Consider the following 22,707-nt stretch of genomic DNA (forward strand, 5'->3'; position numbering starts at 1 on the left):
CTTGGGAGTCGGTCGGTCGCAGTGTAGCGGTTGTGTAGTCCCATGTCGGTTTCCTCCCCGACCTACTCGCTCACTCCGTTCGCTCCTTGAGGTCGGGGGCTCCACCTCGAAAATGCTGACATACGCGTAGGGTGGCGCGCGCCTCGCGAGCACGCCGGAGGCGGGCTTGCGAGCGCGTGCGAGGGATGAGCGAGTCGCCCGTGGGCGACGAGCGAATCGGCTGGGGAGGGTGTGGCCCAATTGGTGTCCGGAGGTTGCGGCGGCGTCTTGTTCACACAGCCACTTCCACGAACATATAGAATCGGCTGGGGAGGGTGTGACCCAAGTGGTGTCCGGGTGTCACGAAGTCATGTTGGATACACAATCACTGACACACGCGTATTGGAACGAGCCTGCTTACCGGCCGTCCGGGTCGAACGCCTCGATAGCGTCGTGGACCCCGGCAACCCACTCGTCAAGCGCGTCGTGGAGTCGGGCCTTCGCCTCGGGTATCGGTATTGCGGTGTACTGGTAGACGTAACCGCCGTCATCAAGGAGGCGTCGACGACGCTCGGCGAGTCCCTTCTCACGAAGCGTCGAGAGCGACCGGTTCACGTTGGAGCGGTCGCGGTCAAGCACGTCGGCGAGTTCGGCGACGGTGCTGTCCGGATGCTCAGTGAGCGTGAGGTATGTCCGGCTCTCGTGGTCTTGTACCCCAAATACACACGAGAGGACGTGCCCAAAGGACGGTGAGACGTCCCCCACGAGGTCTTCGATGGTCGGATCGGCCATGTAGACGGGTCGGCGGTCGCGTCATTAACCGTTTCGAGCCAGCACGGGACCGTGGGCGCACAGGTCAGAGGAACTATGGCCTCACCGTGTGAACTCGCCGGCCATGAGTGAACCCACCGGACGGGGCCGTGCGATGCTCGTCGAGGGGGAGGTCGAGTTCGGGTCCGACGACGCCGCGCTGCTCGAGGCGATCGGACGGACGGGCTCGGTCGCACGGGCCGCCGAGACGCTCGGGCGTTCCCGAGCACGGGCGCTCCGACGGATCGAACGCCTCGAAGGGGGGTTCGGTGACCTCGTCGAACGTCAGCGGGGTGGACGTGGTGGCGGTGGCAGTAGGCTAACCGAGACGGGCCGGGCACTTCTCGGCCGCTACGATCGGCTGTCGGCCGCAGTCGCCGCCGCGGCCGGCGTCCCCGAAACCGTCGTCGGTGGGGTCGTCGAAACCGTCGACGGCGAGCTCGCCGCGGTCGATACTGCCGTAGGGACGGTGTGGGGGCGCCACGAGGGACTTTCCGTCGACGACCAAGTGCAGGTTCGGATCGGCGCGGACGCGGTGACGGTGCGGCCGATGGACGACCAGTCGCCTGGCGAAACGAGCGCACGCAACCGTCGCCGCGGTCGGGTCACCGGGATCGACCGCGGTGAGACGGTCCACACGGTCCAGGTTGCCGTCGACGGTGAGACGGTACGCGCACTCGTCACCAACGAGAGCGCCCAACGGCTGGCACTGGGGGTAGATACCGAGGTGTGGCTTTCGTGGAAAGCGACTGCAACACGGCTCGTGATGGGCGCGGTCGGATGAGTCCTAGTCGGCACGCGTGGGGCGTGGTCCGGTTCATCGGCCACTGGCGGACTCGCTCCGGTACGTTTACACCGATCGCCGGGTCGGATGGGATATGAGTCTCGAGGCCACCGTCGCGGCCCCCTTCAAGTGGCACGCGACGGACCGGCTCGGTGAGGGATCGTTTGTCGTCGCGCTGTCGCTCGAGCGCGAGTGGTTTTCTCCAGACCAGGCGAAGCGACTCGTCGACGTAGCGGCCGGACGGGGGCTCGTCGTCGAGACAGACGGCGACCTCGTCGCACAGTTCGACCCCGACGCGGTGGTGATTCCGGACGGGTTCAGCCCGGGCGAAGACATCCTACGCGAGCAATCGGCGTTCGAGACCGCACTCGAGGCCGCGGTCGCGACGGGCGTGGACAAACAGACCGCCGTCGCCGCCATAAACGAGCGACAGCAGGCGCTCAACGTCACCATTGAGGCGGCGGCCGTGCTCTACGCGAAGCAACGCGATGCGCGCGTCGACCACCTCGCCGAGGCGGTGCGCGAGACGCTCACACCGGAGGCGTAATCGTGGTCGATCGACTGCACGACGGCGTCCGAATCGCGCAACTGCTCGCCTCCGAGGTGACCGGTGACCAAGGGCGGCTCAAGACACTCAGCGTGGCTGACGCCGACATAGACGTAGAGCCGACCCTCGACGGCGCACTGGCGTACCGGATCGCCCGGGGGGAGGAGCCAATCGTCGACGCGTACGTCCAGCCAGATCGTCTCAGACTCGAGTTCCGTGCCGCGATCGACGCAGTCGCCGAAGCCGCGAGCGATGCCGACCTCCGGGTGCGACCCGCCGGTGGTGAGTCGCCGCGAACACTGGTGTTTCTCGAGGACGGGGCCGCGGTGAAGCGGGTGCTGCCGGCGCTCCGAGCGGTCGTCGAAGCGGACTCGACCGGTTGAGACGGTCGGCGGCAGGTGTGGTGACACCAATTGCGTCACACACCTAGTTCGGCCGGCCACCGTCACCGAGTGCGGGCGCAGACGGACCGAGAGAACTGGACACCGCCGAGTCATCGCTCACGTCGAAAGCACGGATGAGCCGCTGGAGACGCTCAGCGTGTTCGGTGAGTGTGCCGGCCTGTGTGGCCGCCTCGTCGGTCGCGGTCTGTTGTGCTGCCGCTGCCTCCGAGGCATCCACAGCCGTGGAGGCAGTCGTGCGGCTGATCGTGGACGCCTCTTCGGCCATCGCGACCGTCTCTTCGGTGCTTGCTGCTTGGTCGTCGGTCGCGTCGCTGATCTCCCGGACGCCGGCGTCGGTCTCGGCCGCGTTTTCGGCCACCTGCGAGAAGGCGTCGACGGCGTCTTCGACCGCCGAGGAGCCCGCATCCATGTGTTCAGAGGCGGTCCGAACCTCGGCGACGGTGTCTTCGGTCTGTGACTGGACACCGTCGATCATCGCCTCGATCTCGTCGGCGGCGGCAGCCGTCTCCTCGGCGAGCCCCTTCACCTCGTCGGCGACGACGGCGAATCCACTGCTCGCACCGCTGCCGGCGTGGCCCTCCGCTCTGGCCGCCTCGATGGCCGCGTTGAGGGCGAGCAAATTCGTCTGCCCGGCGATGTCGGCGATGAGGTCGACGATCTCGCCGATCGCCTCCATCTGGTCGTCGAGTTGTTTCACCTTCTCGGCGCTCGACTCGATGGCCGACTGCGACTCCCGGACGCGGGTTATCGCGTTGCGGGCGGTCGATTCACCCGCATCGGCGATGGTCGCCGTCTGTTCTGCGGCGTCGGCGACGGTCTCCGTAGAAGAGGCGACCTCCTCTATGGCCGCCGAGAGAGTGTTCATCTCACCCGAGACGCTCTCGAGCATCTCGCGCTGTTCTGTGGCCCCCTCGGCGATCGCATCGACCGACCCGCCAAGGTCGTCGCTCAGCGACGCCACCGTATCGACGCTCGTCGTCGTTTGTTCGCTGGCGTCGGCCACCTCGTGGGCGAACGTCTGGATCTCCCCCATCGCAGACTCGATATCGGCCATCATCTCGTTGAACGCGGAGGCGATCTGCGTCATCGCCTCGCTCTCGCTTTCGGCGTCGAGTCTGACCGTGAGGTCGCCGTCAGCGGCCGCCCGCATCTGTGTGCGGTAGGCCTCGGCGGTGGTCTCGAGGTGGTGGTTGAGTCGTTCGACTTCTTCGCGTCGCGCCTCCACGTCGGCCTTCTCGGCTTCGAGTTCGGCCCTCGCCTCCTCGACCGCCTCGCGTTCGGCGCGCTGTTCGGAGACGCGACCGAGCTGCCGGTCGACCTCCTCGCGTGACTTCTCTATCGAGTACCAGTTGACCGTCAGCGCGAGCGCGAGCCCCGTGATGAACGTCGCGTGGATCCCTCCCCACACGACCGGATTGGCGATCGCCGCCGGGTGGTTGTACACGAGACTCGAGTCGATCAGACTGAACAGGCCGTGGCCGACCGCGACGTACCCCATGCCGACGGCGAACGGCAGCCAGTCCTCGTAGAGCGCGAGCACGGCGACGAAGACGAAGAAGTGAAAATGCGCCTCGATGTAGCCGCCAGAGAGCTTCACCAGCGCCATCGATACCGTCATCGCACTGAACGCGGCGATCACGGTACGCGTTCGTCGGGGGAACCACGAGCGGGTGGCCAGCGCTGCGGTCGCGAGGATCAACGCGAGGAAGCCGGCGAGCATCCAGCGAGGCGTGGCGGGGATCTCGGCGCCGGTGAGCACGGACTCTGTCCCCTCGTAGAGTCCGAGTCCGAGCAGGAACGGGGTCTGTGCGGCGACGAGGAGCAGGATGTTTCGGTGGCGGCGGCGCCACATCGCTCGGGGCATCGAGGTGCCGTCAGGGATGTACCGGACGATCTCACGGAGCGTCTCGCCAATACCGGCAGACGAGCGTGACGTCGACGACGGACCGGCGTCGTTTGCGGGCGGTTCAGTGGCTGACTCGACCATGCCTGTCGTCCAGACACATGACACAAGAACGTTCGGCTCTAACTATCGGTGCTGATACTGGTGTGTCACGCGATGGCAGCTCCGAGTGACACCCGCGGCGCGGCCGACCGGTATATATTCGTCCCGGTCCACGACTCGGTCGTGACGCTCGATCCGATCCACGTCGAGAACATCGCGCGGCTCGCGTACGGGATCGCTGGCGACGTGGACACGACCGACCACGAGGGACTCGCAGCGCGGATCTGGCAAGAGTGGCTCCCGTCACTCCATCACGACGGGCGCGTGGTGATAGAGCCCGTCGGTCCGCACGAGCGTCGGCGGGCGTCGATCGACGACGTCGCGCTCGCAGAACGGCCGTTCGAGACGGTTCACGGGCTCGACTCGGGAACGATCAATCCGACGACGTTCAAAAACGGGCTCGTCGTCGACGTGGCACACGCCGCGATGGCTGCGACACCGACCGACCTCGGGCTCCACCGCGACCGGACGATCGTCGCGACGGTCCACGCCGGCGACTCGACCGCCAGCTTCGACGACGAGTGGCGGGAGCGCGACGAGGGCCACACCCGTCAGCGGGTGCTTCACGCGCCACGGGTCAATCGGTACGCCGAGGGAGTCGTCCACGCGCTTGCGCTGTACCTCGCCGAGGGGACGCACGCACTCGACCACGCCGATTGGGTCGACGAGCTACTCCTGCTCGACGGGCCCGTGTACCCGAAAGAGCTGTTCACCTGGGAGGATCGGGATCCCGCGCTTGGCGAGCTCGCTCGGGAGGCGAAGCCGCGGACGGTCGCTGAGACGTATGTCCGACTGGTCGAGCGGTTCGTAGAGCGGGACGTTCCACTCGCCGGCTTCGTAAAGAATCCGACGAGTCGAACCATCATCCGCTCGCTCGGTCGGAAGGGCGTGGAGTCGCCGTGGCCGGACGACACCGCGCTGTTCACGCGACTACTAGAGCGTCGTGCGGCGGGAGGCGGGTCAGCAGAGGGAGACGGCGGGTCGGCGGGTGGAACAAGCGGGTCGACAGAGGGGGAGCGCGAGCTCGGGCGGTCCGCGAGCGGTGACCGAATCGACGACGAGCTCACGTTCACCACCTGGTTCCACAGTCGCGGCGGGCCGGACGGAACGATGGCCGAAGGCGGTGATGCACTCGGGATCGACCGCGAGCTCGATCCGGTCTTGTACGAGCCGACGTTCATGATCCTCTACGATCCACGGACTGACGTGACGTACAAACTCGAGGCGCCGTACGCGTTCACCCGCGACGAGGCGACCCGGGATCGACTGACACGACAGGTCCTCGCCGAGGTGGCGACGACGCGAGGGCCGCCGGCGGCCGTACAGAAGGCGGACACGCTCGCGCGAATCAGCGCCACGGAGAAGGCCGCGTTGCGCCGGAAGTTTGAGGAGCGGTTCGACAGCGACCAGCAGGCGACCTACGACGATCGACGGTGGGGGAAGGAGCCGTATTAGACCGAGCGAACCCTCCCCCGTCGAGAAGTCACAGCACGCGCCACAGGAGCCCCGTGAAGATGATCGCGTTGTACAGCCCGTGTGCGAACCCCGGGACGAGCACGTTCTCGGTCTTCTCGTATAGGACGCCGAGGATGGCGCCGAGGATCACCGTCACGCCCATGTACGCGACCTGTTCGACGACGGTGCCTTCGACGTTCCCGTGGAGCGCGCCGAACATGAGGGCCGCGATGAGGATCGCCGGCGCGGCGTCGAACGAGCGGCGGAGCCCCCCCTGGGCGACGCCGCGAAGCAACAGCTCCTCGGCCGGCCCGACGACGAAGAGCGAGACCGCGATCATCGCGGCGAAGTAGACTATCGGGTCGCCGGCGGGCGTCGTCGCCGGGTTCTGTCCGGTCCCGAGCCCGAACTCGCGGAGCGTGAGGAGGAGCCCGATTTGGAGCCCGTAGAGCACGACCGCGGCCCCGACGATGAGCCCGACCTCCCGGAGCGATGGGATCGAGACCGAGACGAGGTCGCGCTGGTCAGTGATCACGAGGTAGCCGACCACGGCCGGGAGGAAGCCCGCGAAGCTGGCGACGGTCCGGAGGAGCGTGAACGCGTTCGTCTCGGGCGCGACGACGCCGATGCCGACCGCCGCCGAGGTGGCCAGCTGAGCGATCAGGCTGGCGGCGAGGAGCGCGAAGATGAGCGCGAAGACGGCGCTCGCGGCGTGAACCAGTCGCTCGACCGGGACCGGGAGGTCGTCTATCATCGACGGTGATTGGACGCACGTCGTGTTAGGCGCTCCGGAACCCCGCGACGGGCACGCCGCCGCGAGCGGCCGATTCAGGCGCCGTCGACGCGAAACTCGCGTTTGTCTGCGACCGCCTCGGCTTCGGGGAAGTCACCGCCACCGAGTAGGCCACGAGCCGCTCGCTTCCCCCATTCAACAGCCGGCTGGGTAAACGTCGAGACGCCGGCGAGCTCGCCGTAGAGGACACAGGCGGCTTCCATGCCGAACAACAGCTCGCCGAGTGCGCGCTCGTCGACCCGGTCGATCTCGATCCGGACGTTCGGAACGGCCGCGGCAGCGAGGCTCGCCTCTGTCGCCTCGAACTCCGCGTCGAGGAGCGCACCGAGGGAGGAGCCCCCGAGGTACGAGAGCCCCTCAAGATCCGTCTCTGGGATCGGGACAGCGGCGCGCTCGGTCGGCCGGACGAGCGTAACGAGCTTGTCCGGCGGGCCGGCACGGTACAACTGGAGCTGCGAGTGCTGGTCTGTCGCGCCGAGCGCACGAGCGGGAGTCTGTCCCAGCCCATCCTTGCCGAGGCTCTCGGACCACAGTTGGGCGAACCACTCGGCGAACGTTTCGAGCGACTCCGCGTACGGCATCACGGCATTCGTCTGTGCGCCGCGGATCGCAAGCGCGTACGTCGTCGCACCGTAGGCGTACGCCGGGGACTCACGAAGCGAGCCGGCCAACGCGTCCATCCCATCGCGGCCGCCCGCGAGCACCGCCTCGACGTCGTGGCCCTGAATCGCCGCGACAGCGAGCCCGACCGTCGAGAGGACGGAGAACCGACCTGGGACTCCCGTTGGGACGTCGAGTGCAGGAAGGCCGTGTGTCTCGGCGAGTCGGCGGAGGTTCCCGTCTGTGCCCGTGATCACGAGCGTCCGGTCGGTCCAGTCGACGCCGGCAGCGTCCATCTGCTCGCGGACGACGAGGAAGTTCGCGAGCGTCTCTGCGGTGGTACCAGACCGCGAGACGACGACGACGACCGTCTCGGCGAGGGGAAGCTCGCGGGCCACCGCCTCAACGTGTGCGGGGTCCACGTTGTCGAGGAAGTGTGTCTCAACGTCGCTATCGAGCGCGTCCGCAAGCGTGGCCGCCCCGAGCGCACTGCCGCCGATACCGACCGTGAGGACGGCCGACGGGTCGTCGAATCGGTCGACGGCGGTTCGGATCGCATCCGGGTCGGCGGTCTCTGGCAGGCACAACGAGGCGTAGCCAAAGGCCTCATTGGTCATCCCGGTCGTGATAGTCTCGTGGGCGGCCGCGACGCGATCGTCGAGCCGATCGAGAGTCTCTTCGGTGAGTCCTGGCTGGGTGCCGAGCGCGTTGCCGATGTCGACGTCCATGATCGACACTGCGGCCGGTAGGGATTAAACCTGCAGTGGTATCGCAGCGAGGGCGGACCCGAACCGACACCGCTGGCTCGACGCCGATCAGTCGGCCGGGATGGCTTGTTCGTCGGTGTCGAGGGCGGGACGGCCGAACCAGCGGTCAAACGAGAGCGGACCGGAACCGAGGGTGAACACCGCCGAGGCGATGCCGAACAGCGCAACGTGTGCCAACACCGGGTCGTCCGGCAGGCCGAACAACGTCGTCGTGAAGAGGACAAACGAGACCGCGGCCGCCCCACGGGTGAAAAAGCCCGCGACGAGCGCCAACCCGACGGCGATCTCCGTTACACCGGCCCCAACGACCCAGAGGCCCGGGTCGACTGGGACGACTGCGGTCAGGTCGTACTTCTCGACGACAAGCAAGCCGCGTCCAGGGTCAGCGAGCTTCTCGATCAACCCGAGGTAAACGAACGTGACACCCATCCCGACGCGGAGGACTACGGGGACATATCTCCGGAACGGCGCCAGCGTCTCGTCGAGAAACGCCTTCAGGTGGTGAACGGGGTCGATACGACCGTAGTACGTGTCTCGCGTGCTCGCGACCGCGAGCAGCATATCGTCCGCGCTCGGTCGACCCCCACCGAGGACGATCAACGCGAGAAAGACCGGCACGTACTCCATCGCGATGACGACGCCGGGGGTGACCGAGAGAAGGACCCACGCGAACGTGGCGATGCCGACTGTCGAGACGATACGGGTTGCGAGCCCGAAGAGGGTGAAGAAACCGAGACCGATGAACAACACTCGGAGGGCGGGATTCACCGCCGGATCAAACGTGAGCGTCGGTGCGAACAGATACCCCTGGAACCCGGCACCGACGAGTGGGAGCCCGATAGAGAGCCGGAGCATCCACGGGATGAGGTCGCCGTAGCCGGCAAGCTTCTCTCTGAGGACGACGACGTCCCGGATCGTCGGGCGGACCCAGAGGTACCCGGCGATACCGGTGGTGACGGCGATCCCACCCCCGACGAAGAGGGCGGCGTTGAACGGCACAGAGAGCACCTCGGTAAGAAACACGATGGCGTTTTGCGGCTCACCGGCGTCTTCGGTGACGTAGTCAACGTGGGCAGTTGCCGACCGTGTCGCGACCGCGAAGGTCACCACGATCGCTGCGAACCAGCCGCCGAGTGTGCGTTGACCGCGCATAGCGGTATGATCCGCTCCACGTACCTAACAGTGCCGTCGCGTGCAACCGTCCGCCGGTCAGACACCGCGACTCAGTTCGAGTCGGTCTCGACAAGTGCATCACGATATACCCGACCGAAGGCAGCTCGCCGGAGGGTGCTCGCGGCCGCAGTCGGTCGGTCTTGGTACGTCGTTGCCAGGACTGTCTCGGCAAATGGGACGGGGTGCCAGGCGACACGGTCGACGTTAGCGGATCCAAGCTGGACGACATCGTCGTCACCAAACTCGCTGTCGGCGAGCCACACGTCGAACTCATCGCTGTCGGCGAGGTGGACGATGAGCAGCTCTGCGAACGTCGCGTCTCGGGCGGTCTCGACGACCGCGCCGGTAACCCGCTTGTCGTACTCGTCGGCGTCGAACGACATCGCTTTTGCCGTCTCGCGGACCACGACCCGGGCGGTCGGACCGAGCTGTTCGTATCGCGTCGCGGCCGCGTGTGGGGTCTCGGGGGCGAACACACCTCTCGTCTCCATACCGGTCGCAGTCGGCCGAGTGACAAGGGCGTTCGGTTCGAGCAGCTGTCGGCGTCGTGCAGCCGGGTGATCGACTGATCGCTACGGCTCGCCGTCTTCAGCGTCTGCTATGTCTCCGCGGTCGTCGGCATCACGTGTCGTCTCGGAATCATGTGTCGTCTCGACATTACTCGCGTCGTCTGCGTACATCTGCTGGGTCAGTTCGCGAGCCTCCTGGAGGACGGCCGCCGTCTCCGGGTCGGGTGCGTCCACACCGACACCGCGACGCCCACGGTGAGCGCGCGGCTCTGCGTGCTCGTGGTCCGCACGGTCGGTCCCGGCGTCGACGGCCGGTCGGCCTCGGTCGACGGTGTCTTCGAACACCTCGTAGTACTCGGCCGGCTCGGCGTGGTCGACGACCGTCTCGGCGAGGCCGTTGGGCGTCTGGTCGCTCCAGTCGGGAGCGTGCTCGTCGAGCCACGCCTCGTGGTCGTCGTTGTGCATCATCCCAGTGAACGCGAGGTGGTGTGCGAGATGTTCGCCGTCGCGCTGTGGAATCGCACACACTGGGCACGCGTATCCCATGACGGTTACATATTCCATGCCGAGTGATAAAGACGCGTCGGAGCCACAGTCACCCGCGGTCGGGTGTCGTCGCCGCCGTAACAGCAACTTTATCAGTCGCACGGGGCGAATTTTCCCATAAGACTACTCCGTTAGGAGGGAACACAGTGACCCAAGCCAACACACAACCGGAGGTGAACATCGGTCTCGTCGGTCACGTCGACCACGGGAAGACGACGCTCGTCCAAGCGTTGTCCGGCTCGTGGACCGACCAGCACAGCGAGGAAATGAAACGCGGGATCTCGATTCGGCTCGGGTACGCGGACGCGACGTTCCGCCGCTGTCCAGACGTCGACGCGCCCGCGTGTTACACGACAGACGAGACATGCCCGGACGGCACGGAGAGCGAACGGCTCCGTACCGTCTCGTTCGTCGACGCCCCCGGCCACGAGACGCTGATGGCGACGATGCTTTCGGGCGCGTCGATCATGGACGGTGCAGTCCTCGTCGTGAGCGCGACCGAAGACGTCCCACAGGCACAGACCGAAGAGCATCTGATGGCGCTCGATCTCATCGGAATCGAGAACATCGTCATCGCCCAGAACAAAGTCGACCTCGTCGACCGCGACCGCGCAGTCGACAACTACGGCCAGATACAGTCGTTCGTCGAGGGGACAGTCGCAGAAGGGGCGCCGATAGTTCCTGTCTCGGCCGGCCAAGAGGTCAACCTCGACCTCCTCATCGAGGCCATCGAGACGGAGATACCGACTCCGGACCGCGATCCGTCCGATGACTCCCGGATGTTCGCCGCCCGGTCGTTCGACATCAACCGTCCGGGTGCGACTGCGTCAGATCTCAAGGGCGGCGTCGTCGGCGGCTCGCTCGTCCGCGGAGAGCTGTCCATGGGCGACGGCTTAGAGATCCGCCCCGGACGCGAAGTCGAGTCCGAGGGACAGACGGAGTGGCAACCGCTCAAGACGTCGGTTCGGTCGCTACAGGCGGGCTCCAAGCAGGTTGAGTCCGCTCGACCTGGCGGGCTGCTCGGCGTCGGAACGGGTCTCGACCCAAGTCTGACCAAAGGCGACGCGCTCGCCGGGCAGGTCGCCGGTGAGCCCGGCACACTCCCGCCGACCAGACACGAGTTCGAGATGGAGGTAGACCTCCTCGAGCGCGTCGTCGGGAACGAGGACGACGAGAGCGGCGAGAGCGACATCGAGGAGATATCGACCGGCGAGCCGCTGATGTTGACCGTCGGGACCGCGACGACCGTCGGGGCCGTGACGAGCGCACGAGATGATGAGTGTGAGGTGCAGCTCAAGCGGCCGGTTTGCGCCGAGTCGGGCGCTCAGATCGCCATCAATCGGCGGGTCGGCGCGCGATGGCGGCTTATCGGCGTCGGGACGCTTTCATAGCGTGTCCGAGCCGGAGTCCGAGCGGGCCGAGACCCAGACGGTGGCTCTCGACACGAGCGTCCTCATGGCGCCGGTCGAGGTGAATCTTCGTTTGTTCGAGGAGCTCGACCGGGTTCTCGGTGCCGTTGACACGGTCGTCCCGTCGTCGGTCCTACAGGAACTCGACCGACTCGGAGACGGGAGCGGAGAGGCGGCAACCGCGGCAAGCGTCGGGCGAGACCTTGCAGCACGGGCCCGACCGCTTGACACCGGCGGGACGTACGCCGACGACGCGCTCGTCGAGCTTGCGGCGGCTGGCGACGTTGACTACGTTGCGACGGCCGACAGAGAACTGGTTCGGCGGGTGCTTGACGCGGACACACCGGTACTCTGTTTACGGGGGCGCGAGACACTCACGGTAACGGACCCGTAGCGACGCCGGCCGGAATGGTCGGAGCCACCCGACTGCGGGCGGCGAGGAATCGAGGACGGGACGAACACAGAACGCGATACACGCGACACAGACACAACCCACGCATATGTACAAACGAGTACGACTCAAGGACACGGTCGAGGTACCGCCGGAGCACCTGGCGGACGTCACCGACGAGCGGGTGAAAGCCCTGCTACAGGACAAGTTGGAAGGACGAATGGACGAAGACGTCGGCAGCGTCGTGAGCGTCATCAAGGTCCACGATATCGGCGAGGGGGCGGTGCTCCACAACCGCCCAGGCGTCTACTACGAGGCCGAGTTCGACGCACTCACTTTCGACCCTGACATGCAGGAGGTCGTCGACGGGACCGTCGTCGAGACGGTCGAGTTCGGCGCGTTCGTCGGGATTGGACCCGTCGACGGGCTACTGCACGTCTCACAGATCACGGACGAGTACCTCACCTTCGACGCGGCGAACCAACAGCTCGCGTCATCCGACTCTGATAAGAGCCTCGGCGTCGAGGATGCAGTTCGGGTACGTGTCGTCACGAAAAGTGTCGACGAACGCAACCCACGCGACTCGAAGATCGGGCTCACCGCGAAACAGCCCGGGCTCGGGAAACACGAGTGGCTCGAGAGCGACCGCCGCCGTCGGGCCGAAGCCGGCACAACCGGGGAGGGTAACTGATGGCCGGCGACCGGCTCGCGTGTCGTGAGTGTCACTACGTCAACGACCCGGACGCCCAGACGTGTGAGCACTGCGGCTCCTCGGCGCTGACAGAAGACTGGGCCGGCTACGTCGTCATCACGGACCCGGAGAAAAGCCATATAGCCGAAGAAATGAACGTCTCGAAGCCGGGATCGTACGCACTGAAGGTTCGCTGAGGCGGGAATAACCGGACGACACATCGGCTAACACGCCGACAGACACACGAACGCGACATCCCCGATGGACGACGACACCGAGCAGCCAATTGACGGAGCCGATGTAGTCGTGAGCCTTCCGGCGGCCGAACGAGACGCGTTCAAAACGGCGATGGGGCCGGTGACGACCGACTTGGACGCGGTGATCGCGGCCGCTGCACGGACACGGGACCGCTACGACGCGCCGGACGCCCCGCTCGTCGCGGTCGGGGACGTCGTGACGTACCACCTGTTGGCGGCCGGACAACGGCCAGACGTCGCCGTCGTTGATGGGCACACCGAGCGGGAGGCGGTTCGGCCGACGGTCGAACAAGCCATCACGGCAGGTGACGAGCGGGTGATCAAGGCGGTGAATCCGCCGGGGACGCTCACCAAAGGACTCCTCACAGCCCTCATTGCGGCGCTTGACGACGACGAGCCGGTGACAATTCGCGTCGACGGCGAAGAGGACCTCGCGACGCTACCGGCGATCCTCACGGCTCAAACCGGCACAACGGTCGTCTACGGACAACCGGGAGAAGGGATCGTTCGGGTTGCTGTGACACCGGAGAGCCGCCGAGTGGCGCGAGAACTCTTCGGTCGACTTGACGGCAATGTGGCTGCTGCCGAGACGATGCTCGGGCTCACCGCGGCTGGGGAGCACGCATCGACCGATGAGCACGCACTGACCGACGAGTGAGTGCGGGTTGAAAACGGATCTCCACTCGAATCGAAGGGGTGTGAGTCGCCGAAATCGGCGGGCGCAGCGCATGGTGCCCGCTTCGAAATGCTTTTACAGCATTCGAGGGGTAGTACACGTAACTGAATCATGGACGTCGACATCATCTCCGAAGAGGACAATCCCATGTTGCACCGCACGGACATTAGATTCGAGACGGTCCACGACGAGGCGACTCCATCTCGGCTCTCTGTTCGCGACTCGCTCGCCGCCAAGCTCGATAAGGGTTCAGAAGAGGTCGTCGTGCACGAACTGAACACGAAATTCGGGATGCGAAAGACCGTAGGCTACGCGAAGGTGTACGAGTCGCCGACGTACGCGAAGGACGTCGAACAGGAGTACATGTTGGAGCGGAACAAGATCGGCGACGACGAGTAAGCCGGATCGAATGCGTATTCTCGGTATCGAAGGAACCGCGTGGTGTGCGAGCGCTGCGCTCTACGATACCGAAACCGACTCCGTACGTATCGAGTCTGACCCGTACATCCCTGAGAGCGGCGGCATTCACCCGCGTGAAGCCGCAGAACACATGGCCGAGGCGATTCCGACAGTTGTCGGAGACATCCTCGACATCGCCGAGACAACAGCCGGCTCAAGCACGGTTGATGCCGTCGCGTTCTCACGCGGCCCCGGACTGGGCCCGTGTCTCCGGACGGTCGCCACGGCAGCGCGAGCGCTCGCCGGCCGGTTGAATGTGCCGCTCGTCGGTGTCAACCACATGGTTGCGCATCTCGAGATAGGGCGACACGAGTCGGGCTTCGAGAATCCGGTGTGTCTGAACGCCTCCGGCGCGAATGCTCACCTACTTGGCTACCATGACGGCCGCTATCGGGTATTGGGTGAGACAATGGACGCAGGGGTTGGAAACGCGATAGACAAGTTCACCAGACACATCGGATGGCGTCACCCGGGTGGCCCAAAAGTCGAACAGGCAGCACAGGAGGCGGTTGACGCGGCTGGAGATCGGGCGTCGACGAGCCTGTACGAACTGCCGTACGTGGTCAAGGGAATGGACTTCTCGTTTTCGGGAATTAGCTCGGCCGCAAACGACGCGTACGACGGCGGTGAACCGGTCGAATCGACCTGTTTCGCGCTCCAAGAGCACGTCTTTGCGATGCTCACCGAGGTGACAGAACGGGCGCTCTCGTTGACTGGCGCCGACGAATTGGTGATAGGCGGGGGCGTCGGACAGAACGCGAGACTGCGCGAGATGCTGGCGGAGATGTGTGCGGCACGCGGTACAGCCTGGCACGCCCCGGATCCACGGTTTCTTCGGGACAACGCAGGGATGATAGCAGTACTCGGCGCGAAGATGTGTCGCGCCGGCGATACGCTCCCGATCGCAGATTCGACGGTCGACCCGAACTTCCGCCCAGACCAGGTGCCGGTGACGTGGCGTGGCAACGAGTTGTCAGTAACGCGGATAGACGATGGAGTGCCGACTGAACAGGGGGGAGCGACCGACCGTGGAGCGGTCCATCAACAGCGAGGCGCCGAAGCGGTGGTAACGATCGTAGACGACGCACGCGCCGGCGCCGAAATCAGTAGGGCCAAGGTGGCTGGAAGTGAGGAGAGTGACGATACCGCTGGGGCCTTTATCGGCGATCTCATTAATGGTCCCTTCGTGGTGAAACGACGGGTAATAAAGTCGTACCGGCACCCATCGCTTGATCGGACGCTCCGTCGGGACCGGACAGTCATGGAGGCACGGCTGACGAGCGAGGCGCGGCGGCTCGGAGTCGCGACCCCGTTGGTGTACGGCGTCGACGTTCCCGAGGCGGCGATCACGTTTCAGTACGTGGGGGACCGAGACCTCGCGACCGTCCTGGGTGGAGATCGACCTACCGGCGTGTTAGGATGTGTTAAGACAGTTGGTCGGTACCTCGGTCGGCTTCACGACGCGGGGATCGTCCACGGCGATCCAACGACGCGGAATATCAGGGTTGGCCGGGAGGCCGACGACGCTCACAACGGGATGTCAGAGACCGGGCCGTTCCTCATCGACTTTGGGCTTGGCTACTACAGCGGCCACGTCGAAGACCACGCGATGGACCTCCACGTGTTCGAAGGGTCACTTGAGGGAACGGTATCAGACCCGGACTCGCTCGTAGGAGCGTTTGAGGCCGGATACGTCGAAAGCGGAGACGAAGACGTTCTGGACCAACTTGAGTCGGTCCGCGGTCGTGGACGATATCGCTGATCGGTACCGGCGACCGGCCTCGGCGCGGGTGCAGGTATCGACATCCGTACCGATGAGAGATGAGACGACCTGTCGTCGGTCCGTCGACACGATTTATTATCCCCGGCGCACAACTGTCGGGTATGGAAGAAAAACCGTCGTCCGGAGAGGTGCTTGGTATCCCGTACAACTTCGAGCGGCCGAGTCTCGGTCGGCTACTCTCGGCATATTGGCAACCAGAGGAGGGGATGCTGGTCCAGAAGCCATTCGGGATCGGCTACACGCTGAACCTCGCTAACTGGCGCTCGTGGGTGGTAGTCGCCGTGGCTGCAGGCCTGTACGCCCAAGGGTCCGACAGTGGCGTATTTGGCAAGTCTGACGAGGCGGCTGAGGCGGACGACGACGGCCCCGTAGAGGTCATCGTCGACGACTGAGGGCTACGACCGAACACCCGGAAGCTTATTTGGGAAACTCGCTAACTTCGACACGATGGATCCCGACGATCGGCCGTCGCCAAGTCGGAGCGACGCGTCAGAGGATGCGGTGGCGGATACCGATCGGGACGCCGGTGAGGAGGTACCTGTCGACGGAGAGCACACCGCTGGTGAAAGCCGAGACGACGTAGACGGTGGCGGTGCTGAAGAGACACGGTCAGAGACAGCACCCGACCCGGAGACGCCCGAAGAGCTTCGCGTCGCGCTTCGACAAGAGGGCACCACCGCGCCGATTGGTGAGCATGGGTGCGAGAAGCGAGGGCCTCTCTACCGGTTTCGACACGATATGGCGGGGCCGTATATGTGGCTCCGTGAGGTGCTTTCGAGTCTCGCTATCGTGTTCGTGATCGGTGTGCTGTTGTTCGCGGTAAGTGGCGTGTGGCCCCCAATGGTCGCCGTCGAGTCCGGGAGCATGGAGCCGAACATGCAGGTTGGCGACCTCGTGTTCGTTACCGAGCCCGGGCGGCTGTCACCAGACGCAACGACCAACGACATCGGTGTCGTTACTGCAGATGATGCCGAGGCGGTCGGCTATCAGAGCTTCGGTGAGCACGGATCGGTGGTGATATACCAGCCCCCCGGCCGCGGCGGGTCACCGATCATCCACCGCGCGATGTTCCACGTTACGGCGGGAGAAAACTGGTATGACCGAGCAGACGAGCGGTATCACACCGCAGATACCTGTGATGAGCTACGGAACTGTCCCGCACCGCGAAGTGGATTCATTACGCTCGGTGACAACAATGGAGCCTACGACCAGGCAAGCGGCCTCGCCGAACCCGTGGCTGCCGAGTGGGTGACAGGCGTTGCCAGAGCGCGCGTACCGTATCTCGGGTACGTTAGGCTGATCACGACTGGAAAAGTCGAGCCGGGTGAGGCGCTTGACGCGGTAGTCGGGACTGGTCATCGGGTGCCAGTGGTTGGATCAGCCGACTCAGATGCTGTCGGAGAGACTGTTGCTACAGTCAGTTCAATACGGCCGGCTATTTCCGTCGGGTCGGTCGATGCATCCAGTGGTCAAGCCGGCTGCGTTAGGTAGTATGGCTCAAGCATGAACCGCCGCGTGGGGTGCGACGGGAGTTGACGGTGTCAGCTATCGCTTGGGTGTTCAGTTGTCGAATCGGGCCTGTACGAACGGCTGAGCGTTTTCGATGTCGCCGAGTCTAGAATCAGAGAGGAGCACTGCTTCCGTCTCTTCGATCGGCACCGAAAGTCCCATTTCTTTGGTTCGCCCGTATCGCCCCTTCGAGACGACGACCGCGTTGACGATCCCGAGCATGTCGAGTTCGCTTATGAGATCCGTCACGCGCCGCTGGGTGAGCACGTCAGCGTCGATCTCTTCACAGAGCCGTTTGTAGATATTGAACACCTCACCGGTGTTGATGTTGTGGACGCCGTTCTTTTCTAGGAGGATTACAGCAAAGAGGACAATCTTGCTCTGTGTTGGGAGTGTGCGAACGACCTCAACGACGCGATCGAGTTCGATCTTGTCTTGTGCCTGTCGGACGTGTGATTCAGCGACGATCTCTGCTTGTGAGCGCTCGGCGAGTTCCCCGGCGGTCCGGAGAAGGTCGAGCGCGCGCCGAGCATCGCCGTGTTCTTGTGCAGCAAACGCCGCACAGAGCGGAATAACGTCGTCGGTGAGTGCGTCAGTTTTAAACGAGATGTCGGCACGGTGTTGGAGGATATCACGGAGTTGGTTCGCGTCGTATGGCGGAAAAACGATCTCTTCTTCACCGAGACTGGATTTGACCCGGGGATCGAGAAAGTCAGTGAACTTCAGGTCGTTCGAGATACCCATGATGGAGATTCGAGAGTTGTTCAGCTCGGAGTTCATCCGTGAAAGGTTGTACAGTGTGTCGTCGCCGCTTTTTTCGACGAGCTTGTCGATCTCGTCAAGCATGATGACGACCACTCGCTCGTGGTAGTCGACCGCATCGAAGAACGTGGTGTAGACGCGGTCAGTCGGCCAGCCGGTCATCGGGACCGGCTCCATCTCCTCGGCGTCGGCTTCGAGCCGCTCGATGGTCTCTGTGAGCTCTTCGACGCTCGTGAATGCGGATGACTCGAGTGCGCCCGGGTCGTCGTCGGCCGTTGACGCCAGCTCTCGAAGTCGGCCAAGACGGTCGTCAATGACGGCTTGGTTCTTTTCGATAAACGTGTTCGCGAGCTGTGCGAGCACCCGGTACTGCGTATCGGTGACCTCACAGTTGATGTACTCGACTTCACAGGGGACATCGTACTTTTTCGACGTCGATTCGAGCTCTTGAGAAACGAACTTCGCAGACGCGGTCTTGCCGGTTCCTGTCTTGCCGTAGATAAGGATGTTCGACGGCGTCTCACCGCGGAGCGCAGACACCAAGATCGTCGCCATACGATTGATCTGGTCGGTGCGGTGTGGAAGTTCGTGGGGAGTGTACGATGGCCGAAGCACTTCTTTGTTCTCAAATATTGGCTCGCCCGCGAGAAGGTCATCGAACAGTCCCTGATTGTCGTCGTCATCAAGCACGACACCGTCAAGATCGACGCCGGGTGACGAGCGATCTCGGCTCTGCGCCGCAACCGCTTCCTCGGAAGTCGTAGTGCCGGTACTGGTAGGCGTCTCGTCGGTTGGCGGATCTGTTTCGGTTGAGTCAGTTGGCGGCTCCGTTTCGGTTGGGTCGGTTGGCAGTGAATCTTCCGGACGTGAATCTGTCGGGTTTGAGTCGCCTGTATTCGAGGGTTTCATGTCCAAGTCATTGGGAGTCGTCTGGTCTATCGGGGGATCACGTAGCGATTGATCGTCCGTGCTAGACGGAGACGATGTCTCTGAATCGATAGTTGGTGACTCGTCGGTGTCTCCCGGATCGGTCCCGTTCGGTGCGTGTTCCCCTTCGTCCATTGTCAACCACTCCTGCTGCCGGGTCGTCTGCTCGGCGATTGGCTCTGTCCGTCCGGCACCGGACCCTGCTAAATCGGTGGACCCTGTCGACGGCCACCGACGTACCGAAACCCCCCTGTTTCAGGTGGAACCGTTCGCGCCCCCCGCCTGATTGGCGGTGGACATCAGCTAAACCACCTTTGTAGGTGGACGCATTGTGCCTGTCGCGTCCAATTGATGCAGTCGAACCAGATGAACACGGGCTACAAAAGCGTTGCTCTCTCGTGGGGCGCTCACCGATCGAGGGTTCCAAGCTGGTCGGATCTTCTGGCTTGTGGGTTCTATCTTGTTTAATTAACTCAATGGCGTACTATGCAGTAACCGAGGCGGCTCGCCCGCCCACGTAATCGGACAATATCGGGATTCCCCGATTTTACGCCCCCTTTTCTGTGCTGAAACACGGGGTGTAGTCGGCAAACGTACCTCTAAATCCCATGCCGCCATAGGAGTACCGGCTGGTTGGCACAGCCAGTAGCCGCCCAATGAGGTAGCTACAAACCGTACCCATCCCAACCCAGTGGCGCGGCCCCGTGGGAATCCTCGCGTTTCACCGCGGGGAGGATGTCAAGCCCGTCGTGAGCGGCGGGATTCTCTCCTTTCAAAATATAGATCGTGGCTACACACTCCTCTCGACTCATCTCGGCTCCTCTCGACTCGTGTTGACTCGTGTTGACTCGTCTTATCCCGTCTTGTCTTGACTACGGGTCCGGTTCAGTCGTGTCGGGAAACTCGGGAAACTCGGGAAACTGGGGACAACCACCGTTTCTACTGCAACCGCCAACTAGTGTCAGGTCACATCTGATGGGGCACCCCCCAACCCCTTTGTTTCGGGTGGAACGAAAAAATTGGGTGGGTGGGGGGTGAAGCAGAGGCATTGTAGATGCAGTAGATTTATATATAAATCATTCTAACAGTACCCTCGACAAACCTTCTTCTTTATTTTTGTGTTGTGCGCTGTTATATTAATTGCCATGGGACGTGATTTTTGACTGTGACTACTCAGACGAGACACACCGGGCTACCCCCACCCTCCCTCTGCTACGCTCTCCACTCGAAACGAAGGGGTGGGGGTGTGTTCAACTGTCCTGTGGGTAGACGTGTGAACCATTGTCTCGGAGTTGCCACGATCTGTTTGTAAAGATCTTGATGCAGAGTCTCAATGAATGCGGTGCCGTCTGACGCAGTAGTTAAGTGAACGGGCGGTGGAGGAAGTGGCATACCCGCACGCGCCTGTAGGCCGCGCACTGTCACTGATGACCGCACCGTCGCTGACAATCGCATTGTCATTGACGACTGCGCCGTCACCGACGACACCGCTGCGACGCGCACGAATCGGCAGGGCGTCTGGGCAACAACCACACGAGTGGAGGCCAGGATGGGACTGTTACAGAACCTCAAAGACAGCATCTCGCGGGCCGTGGACGGACTGTTCACGGCCGACGAGCCCAAACGAATCGGCATCTACGGACCGCCGAACGCCGGAAAGACGACTCTCGCGAACCGTATCGCACGCGATTGGACCGGCGACGCCGTCGGCCCGGAGAGCCACATTCCACACGAAACCAGGCGGGCCCGCAGGAAAGAAAACGTCGAGATCGAACGTGATGGTCGCACAGTCACGATTGACATTGTCGACACACCCGGTGTGACGACGAAGGTCGATTACACTGAGTTCCTCGAACACGATATGGACAAAGACGACGCCGTGCGTCGGTCACGCGAGGCCACAGAGGGCGTCGCCGAGGCGATGCACTGGCTCCGTGAGGATGTTGATGGCGTCATCTACGTACTCGATTCGACCACCGACCCGTTCACGCAGGTGAACACCATGCTCATCGGTATTATCGAGTCACAAGACCTCCCGGTGCTCATCCTCGCGAACAAGACCGATCTCGAGGACTCGAACGTCAAGCAGATCGCTAACGCGTTCCCCCAACACGAGACAATCCCGCTCTCGGCGCTGGAGGGTCAGAACATGGACGAAGTGTACACAAACATCGCGGAGTACTTCGGATAATGCCGAGTGCAACGTCGAACCCTGACGGTGCTGACGACCCGACCGACGGCGTTCGGATCGACATGATAAGCGGTGCTCGGATGGAGGGGCTCACCGGCATGGAGAAGATCCGACTCATCCTCGACGGGGTCCGGGACGGCAACATTGTCATCCTCGAACAGGGGCTTTCTCCGGACGAGGAGTCGAAGCTCATCGAAGTGACGATGACCGAGATTAGCCCTGACGACTTCACCGGCATCGAAATCGAAACGTATCCCAACCCGGACGCGGGCAATCGGGGTCTCCTCGACAAGCTAATCGGCCGTGAGTCGACACAGAAGCTTACCGTGATCGGTCCGGCGAACCGTATCGAGACGCTTCACAAAGACGAGAACCTCATCAGCACGCTCGTCTCCCGCACCTAATGCCCCACCAGTGTATCGAGTGTGGCCGGACGTTCTCGGACGGCTCGAAAGAGATGCTCACCGGCTGCCCCGAGTGTGGCGGAAACAAGTTTCAGTTCCGTCCAGAAGGTAGACCTGAAGCTGCCAGCGAGGCCTCAGCATCGACCTCCTCTCAGGAGTCGACCTCCACTCCTAGATCGACCTCCTCTCAGGAGTCGACCTCCACTCCTGGATCGACCTCCACCCCACCCGCGGTAGCTGACGATGCCTCGAGCGCGGTAGACGAGTCACCGGCCTCAAGTGAGGACTCCTTGATCCCGACGAGTGCGACGAACAAGAACACCAGCGACTCAGTCTCATCAGCAGCCGACGAAACCGCCGACAGTTCTACCGCCACTGACGCCTCCAGCGACTCCGCCTCTGGACCCCACGCATCTGCGTCTGACACAGACGTGAGCGAAGACTCCGCCCAAGCGAGTGCCCGAACCGACGTTGTAACACGAGCCGAACTCGACCGCGTGCGCGATGGCGCAGTAGAGACGGACGAACCCGCAGACACGTCTCAACGGCCAGCTGTCGACGACTTACGCGAAGAGCTCAACGATCAGTTCGAGAGCATCAAGATACTGAGTCCCGGGCAGTACGAGCTGAACCTCATGGAGCTGTATGACCGTCAAGAGTATATCATCTCGCTCAGAGAGGACGGCCGGTACGTCATCGAGATGCCCGGAACGTGGGGCGACTCCGAATAGACGGATCGTCCAACAGTTTCTGTTATATGTCTCACATATGCAACGAGGGAGCCCACGGTTTCAGCCATGAGTGGTATCCGATATCACCCTCCGCAGTCACGCGAATTCTCGGTCAGGGGTTCACTACCGCCGTAAAGAGGACACA

24 protein-coding genes are annotated in these 22,707 nt (G+C 63.6%); 16 read left to right on the plus strand and 8 right to left on the minus strand.

What is annotated here, in order from left to right; all coding sequences use genetic code 11:
- Positions 1 to 396: 396 nt before the first annotated feature.
- Positions 397 to 771: a helix-turn-helix domain-containing protein gene (locus ACWUI7_RS13040; RefSeq protein WP_496642638.1), complete on the minus strand. Its 375-nt coding sequence runs from the start codon at positions 769 to 771 to the stop codon at positions 397 to 399.
- 103 nt (positions 772 to 874) lie between these two features.
- Between ACWUI7_RS13040 and ACWUI7_RS13045 the strand changes: the two genes are divergently transcribed.
- The 3 genes from ACWUI7_RS13045 (at position 875) to ACWUI7_RS13055 (ending at position 2,503) form a co-directional block, all read left to right on the plus strand.
- A complete protein-coding gene (locus ACWUI7_RS13045) occupies positions 875 to 1,573 on the plus strand; it encodes a TOBE domain-containing protein (RefSeq protein ID WP_496642639.1) in 699 nt (232 codons plus the stop codon).
- A gap of 94 nt (positions 1,574 to 1,667) precedes the next feature.
- Positions 1,668 to 2,120, plus strand: a complete 453-nt coding sequence (locus tag ACWUI7_RS13050; protein WP_496642640.1) for a DUF2240 family protein — start codon at positions 1,668 to 1,670, stop codon at positions 2,118 to 2,120.
- Positions 2,120 to 2,503, plus strand: a complete 384-nt coding sequence (locus tag ACWUI7_RS13055) for a DUF7993 family protein (protein ID WP_496642674.1) — start codon at positions 2,120 to 2,122, stop codon at positions 2,501 to 2,503. The genes ACWUI7_RS13050 and ACWUI7_RS13055 overlap by 1 nt, the downstream gene beginning before the upstream one ends.
- A 43-nt stretch (positions 2,504 to 2,546) precedes the next feature.
- Here ACWUI7_RS13055 and ACWUI7_RS13060 read toward each other — a convergent pair whose 3' ends face one another.
- A complete protein-coding gene (locus ACWUI7_RS13060) occupies positions 2,547 to 4,511 on the minus strand; it encodes a methyl-accepting chemotaxis protein (RefSeq protein WP_496642641.1) in 1,965 nt (654 codons plus the stop codon).
- A 141-nt stretch (positions 4,512 to 4,652) separates the two neighbouring features.
- Between ACWUI7_RS13060 and ACWUI7_RS13065 the strand changes: the two genes are divergently transcribed.
- A complete protein-coding gene (locus tag ACWUI7_RS13065) occupies positions 4,653 to 5,984 on the plus strand; it encodes a DNA double-strand break repair nuclease NurA (protein ID WP_496642675.1) in 1,332 nt (443 codons plus the stop codon).
- Positions 5,985 to 6,012: 28 nt separating this feature from the next.
- Here ACWUI7_RS13065 and ACWUI7_RS13070 read toward each other — a convergent pair whose 3' ends face one another.
- The 5 genes from ACWUI7_RS13070 to ACWUI7_RS13090 form a co-directional block, all read right to left on the minus strand.
- The gene (locus ACWUI7_RS13070) at positions 6,013 to 6,738 is read right to left on the minus strand and encodes a CPBP family intramembrane glutamic endopeptidase (protein WP_496642642.1); all 726 of its coding nucleotides are present in this window, start codon (positions 6,736 to 6,738) and stop codon (positions 6,013 to 6,015) included.
- Between the two features lie 74 nt (positions 6,739 to 6,812).
- A complete protein-coding gene (locus ACWUI7_RS13075) occupies positions 6,813 to 8,105 on the minus strand; it encodes a phosphoglucose isomerase-related protein (RefSeq protein ID WP_496642643.1) in 1,293 nt (430 codons plus the stop codon).
- Between the two features lie 87 nt (positions 8,106 to 8,192).
- Entirely contained in the window at positions 8,193 to 9,296 is a 1,104-nt protein-coding gene (locus ACWUI7_RS13080; protein ID WP_496642644.1) for a DoxX family protein, read from the minus strand.
- A gap of 71 nt (positions 9,297 to 9,367) precedes the next feature.
- On the minus strand, positions 9,368 to 9,808 hold the full coding sequence (locus ACWUI7_RS13085) for a DUF5809 family protein (protein ID WP_496642645.1): 441 nt from the start codon (positions 9,806 to 9,808) through the stop codon (positions 9,368 to 9,370).
- An 81-nt stretch (positions 9,809 to 9,889) separates the two neighbouring features.
- Positions 9,890 to 10,372: a DUF5810 domain-containing protein gene (locus ACWUI7_RS13090; RefSeq protein ID WP_496642646.1), complete on the minus strand. Its 483-nt coding sequence runs from the start codon at positions 10,370 to 10,372 to the stop codon at positions 9,890 to 9,892.
- 146 nt (positions 10,373 to 10,518) lie between these two features.
- On the opposite strand from ACWUI7_RS13090, the gene ACWUI7_RS13095 reads away from it, so the two are divergent.
- The 9 genes from ACWUI7_RS13095 to ACWUI7_RS13135 all read left to right on the plus strand — a co-directional run bounded on the left by ACWUI7_RS13095 (position 10,519) and on the right by ACWUI7_RS13135 (position 17,529).
- Positions 10,519 to 11,763, plus strand: a complete 1,245-nt coding sequence (locus ACWUI7_RS13095; RefSeq protein WP_496642647.1) for a translation initiation factor IF-2 subunit gamma — start codon at positions 10,519 to 10,521, stop codon at positions 11,761 to 11,763.
- Positions 11,648 to 12,175 (plus strand): type II toxin-antitoxin system VapC family toxin, encoded by a 528-nt coding sequence (locus ACWUI7_RS13100; RefSeq protein WP_496642648.1) that lies wholly within the window; start codon positions 11,648 to 11,650, stop codon positions 12,173 to 12,175. The genes ACWUI7_RS13095 and ACWUI7_RS13100 overlap by 116 nt, the downstream gene beginning before the upstream one ends.
- A 106-nt stretch (positions 12,176 to 12,281) precedes the next feature.
- Positions 12,282 to 12,863 carry a DNA-directed RNA polymerase gene (locus ACWUI7_RS13105; RefSeq protein WP_496642649.1) on the plus strand — a complete coding sequence of 194 codons (582 nt, stop codon included), beginning with the start codon at positions 12,282 to 12,284 and terminating at the stop codon, positions 12,861 to 12,863.
- On the plus strand, positions 12,863 to 13,060 hold the full coding sequence (spt4, locus tag ACWUI7_RS13110; RefSeq protein WP_496642650.1) for a transcription elongation factor subunit Spt4: 198 nt from the start codon (positions 12,863 to 12,865) through the stop codon (positions 13,058 to 13,060). The genes ACWUI7_RS13105 and spt4 overlap by 1 nt, the downstream gene beginning before the upstream one ends.
- A 64-nt stretch (positions 13,061 to 13,124) precedes the next feature.
- Positions 13,125 to 13,778, plus strand: coding sequence for a GTP-dependent dephospho-CoA kinase family protein (locus tag ACWUI7_RS13115; protein ID WP_496642651.1), 654 nt, complete (start codon positions 13,125 to 13,127; stop codon positions 13,776 to 13,778).
- Positions 13,779 to 13,907: 129 nt separating this feature from the next.
- Positions 13,908 to 14,195 carry a 30S ribosomal protein S24e gene (locus ACWUI7_RS13120; protein WP_496642652.1) on the plus strand — a complete coding sequence of 96 codons (288 nt, stop codon included), beginning with the start codon at positions 13,908 to 13,910 and terminating at the stop codon, positions 14,193 to 14,195.
- Positions 14,196 to 14,205: 10 nt separating this feature from the next.
- On the plus strand, positions 14,206 to 16,017 hold the full coding sequence (locus ACWUI7_RS13125) for a bifunctional N(6)-L-threonylcarbamoyladenine synthase/serine/threonine protein kinase (protein WP_496642653.1): 1,812 nt from the start codon (positions 14,206 to 14,208) through the stop codon (positions 16,015 to 16,017).
- A 122-nt stretch (positions 16,018 to 16,139) separates the two neighbouring features.
- Complete coding sequence (locus ACWUI7_RS13130; protein ID WP_496642654.1) at positions 16,140 to 16,430, plus strand: DUF5808 domain-containing protein; 291 nt, start codon at positions 16,140 to 16,142, stop codon at positions 16,428 to 16,430.
- A gap of 55 nt (positions 16,431 to 16,485) precedes the next feature.
- Positions 16,486 to 17,529, plus strand: coding sequence for a S24/S26 family peptidase (locus tag ACWUI7_RS13135; RefSeq protein WP_496642655.1), 1,044 nt, complete (start codon positions 16,486 to 16,488; stop codon positions 17,527 to 17,529).
- A 69-nt stretch (positions 17,530 to 17,598) separates the two neighbouring features.
- Here ACWUI7_RS13135 and ACWUI7_RS13140 read toward each other — a convergent pair whose 3' ends face one another.
- Positions 17,599 to 19,371, minus strand: coding sequence for a Cdc6/Cdc18 family protein (locus ACWUI7_RS13140; RefSeq protein ID WP_496642656.1), 1,773 nt, complete (start codon positions 19,369 to 19,371; stop codon positions 17,599 to 17,601).
- Between the two features lie 1,414 nt (positions 19,372 to 20,785).
- Between ACWUI7_RS13140 and ACWUI7_RS13145 the strand changes: the two genes are divergently transcribed.
- From ACWUI7_RS13145 to ACWUI7_RS13155, 3 genes are read left to right on the plus strand one after another with little or no spacing between them, the layout of a single operon-like run.
- Positions 20,786 to 21,427 (plus strand): Era-like GTP-binding protein, encoded by a 642-nt coding sequence (locus ACWUI7_RS13145; protein ID WP_496642657.1) that lies wholly within the window; start codon positions 20,786 to 20,788, stop codon positions 21,425 to 21,427.
- Positions 21,427 to 21,831 carry a DUF2073 domain-containing protein gene (locus ACWUI7_RS13150; protein WP_496642658.1) on the plus strand — a complete coding sequence of 135 codons (405 nt, stop codon included), beginning with the start codon at positions 21,427 to 21,429 and terminating at the stop codon, positions 21,829 to 21,831. The genes ACWUI7_RS13145 and ACWUI7_RS13150 overlap by 1 nt, the downstream gene beginning before the upstream one ends.
- The gene (locus ACWUI7_RS13155; RefSeq protein ID WP_496642659.1) at positions 21,831 to 22,562 is read left to right on the plus strand and encodes a Zn-ribbon domain-containing protein; all 732 of its coding nucleotides are present in this window, start codon (positions 21,831 to 21,833) and stop codon (positions 22,560 to 22,562) included. The genes ACWUI7_RS13150 and ACWUI7_RS13155 overlap by 1 nt, the downstream gene beginning before the upstream one ends.
- Positions 22,563 to 22,707: the final 145 nt, after the last annotated feature.

The sequence above is a fragment of the Halorubrum orientale genome (genome assembly GCF_059623105.1).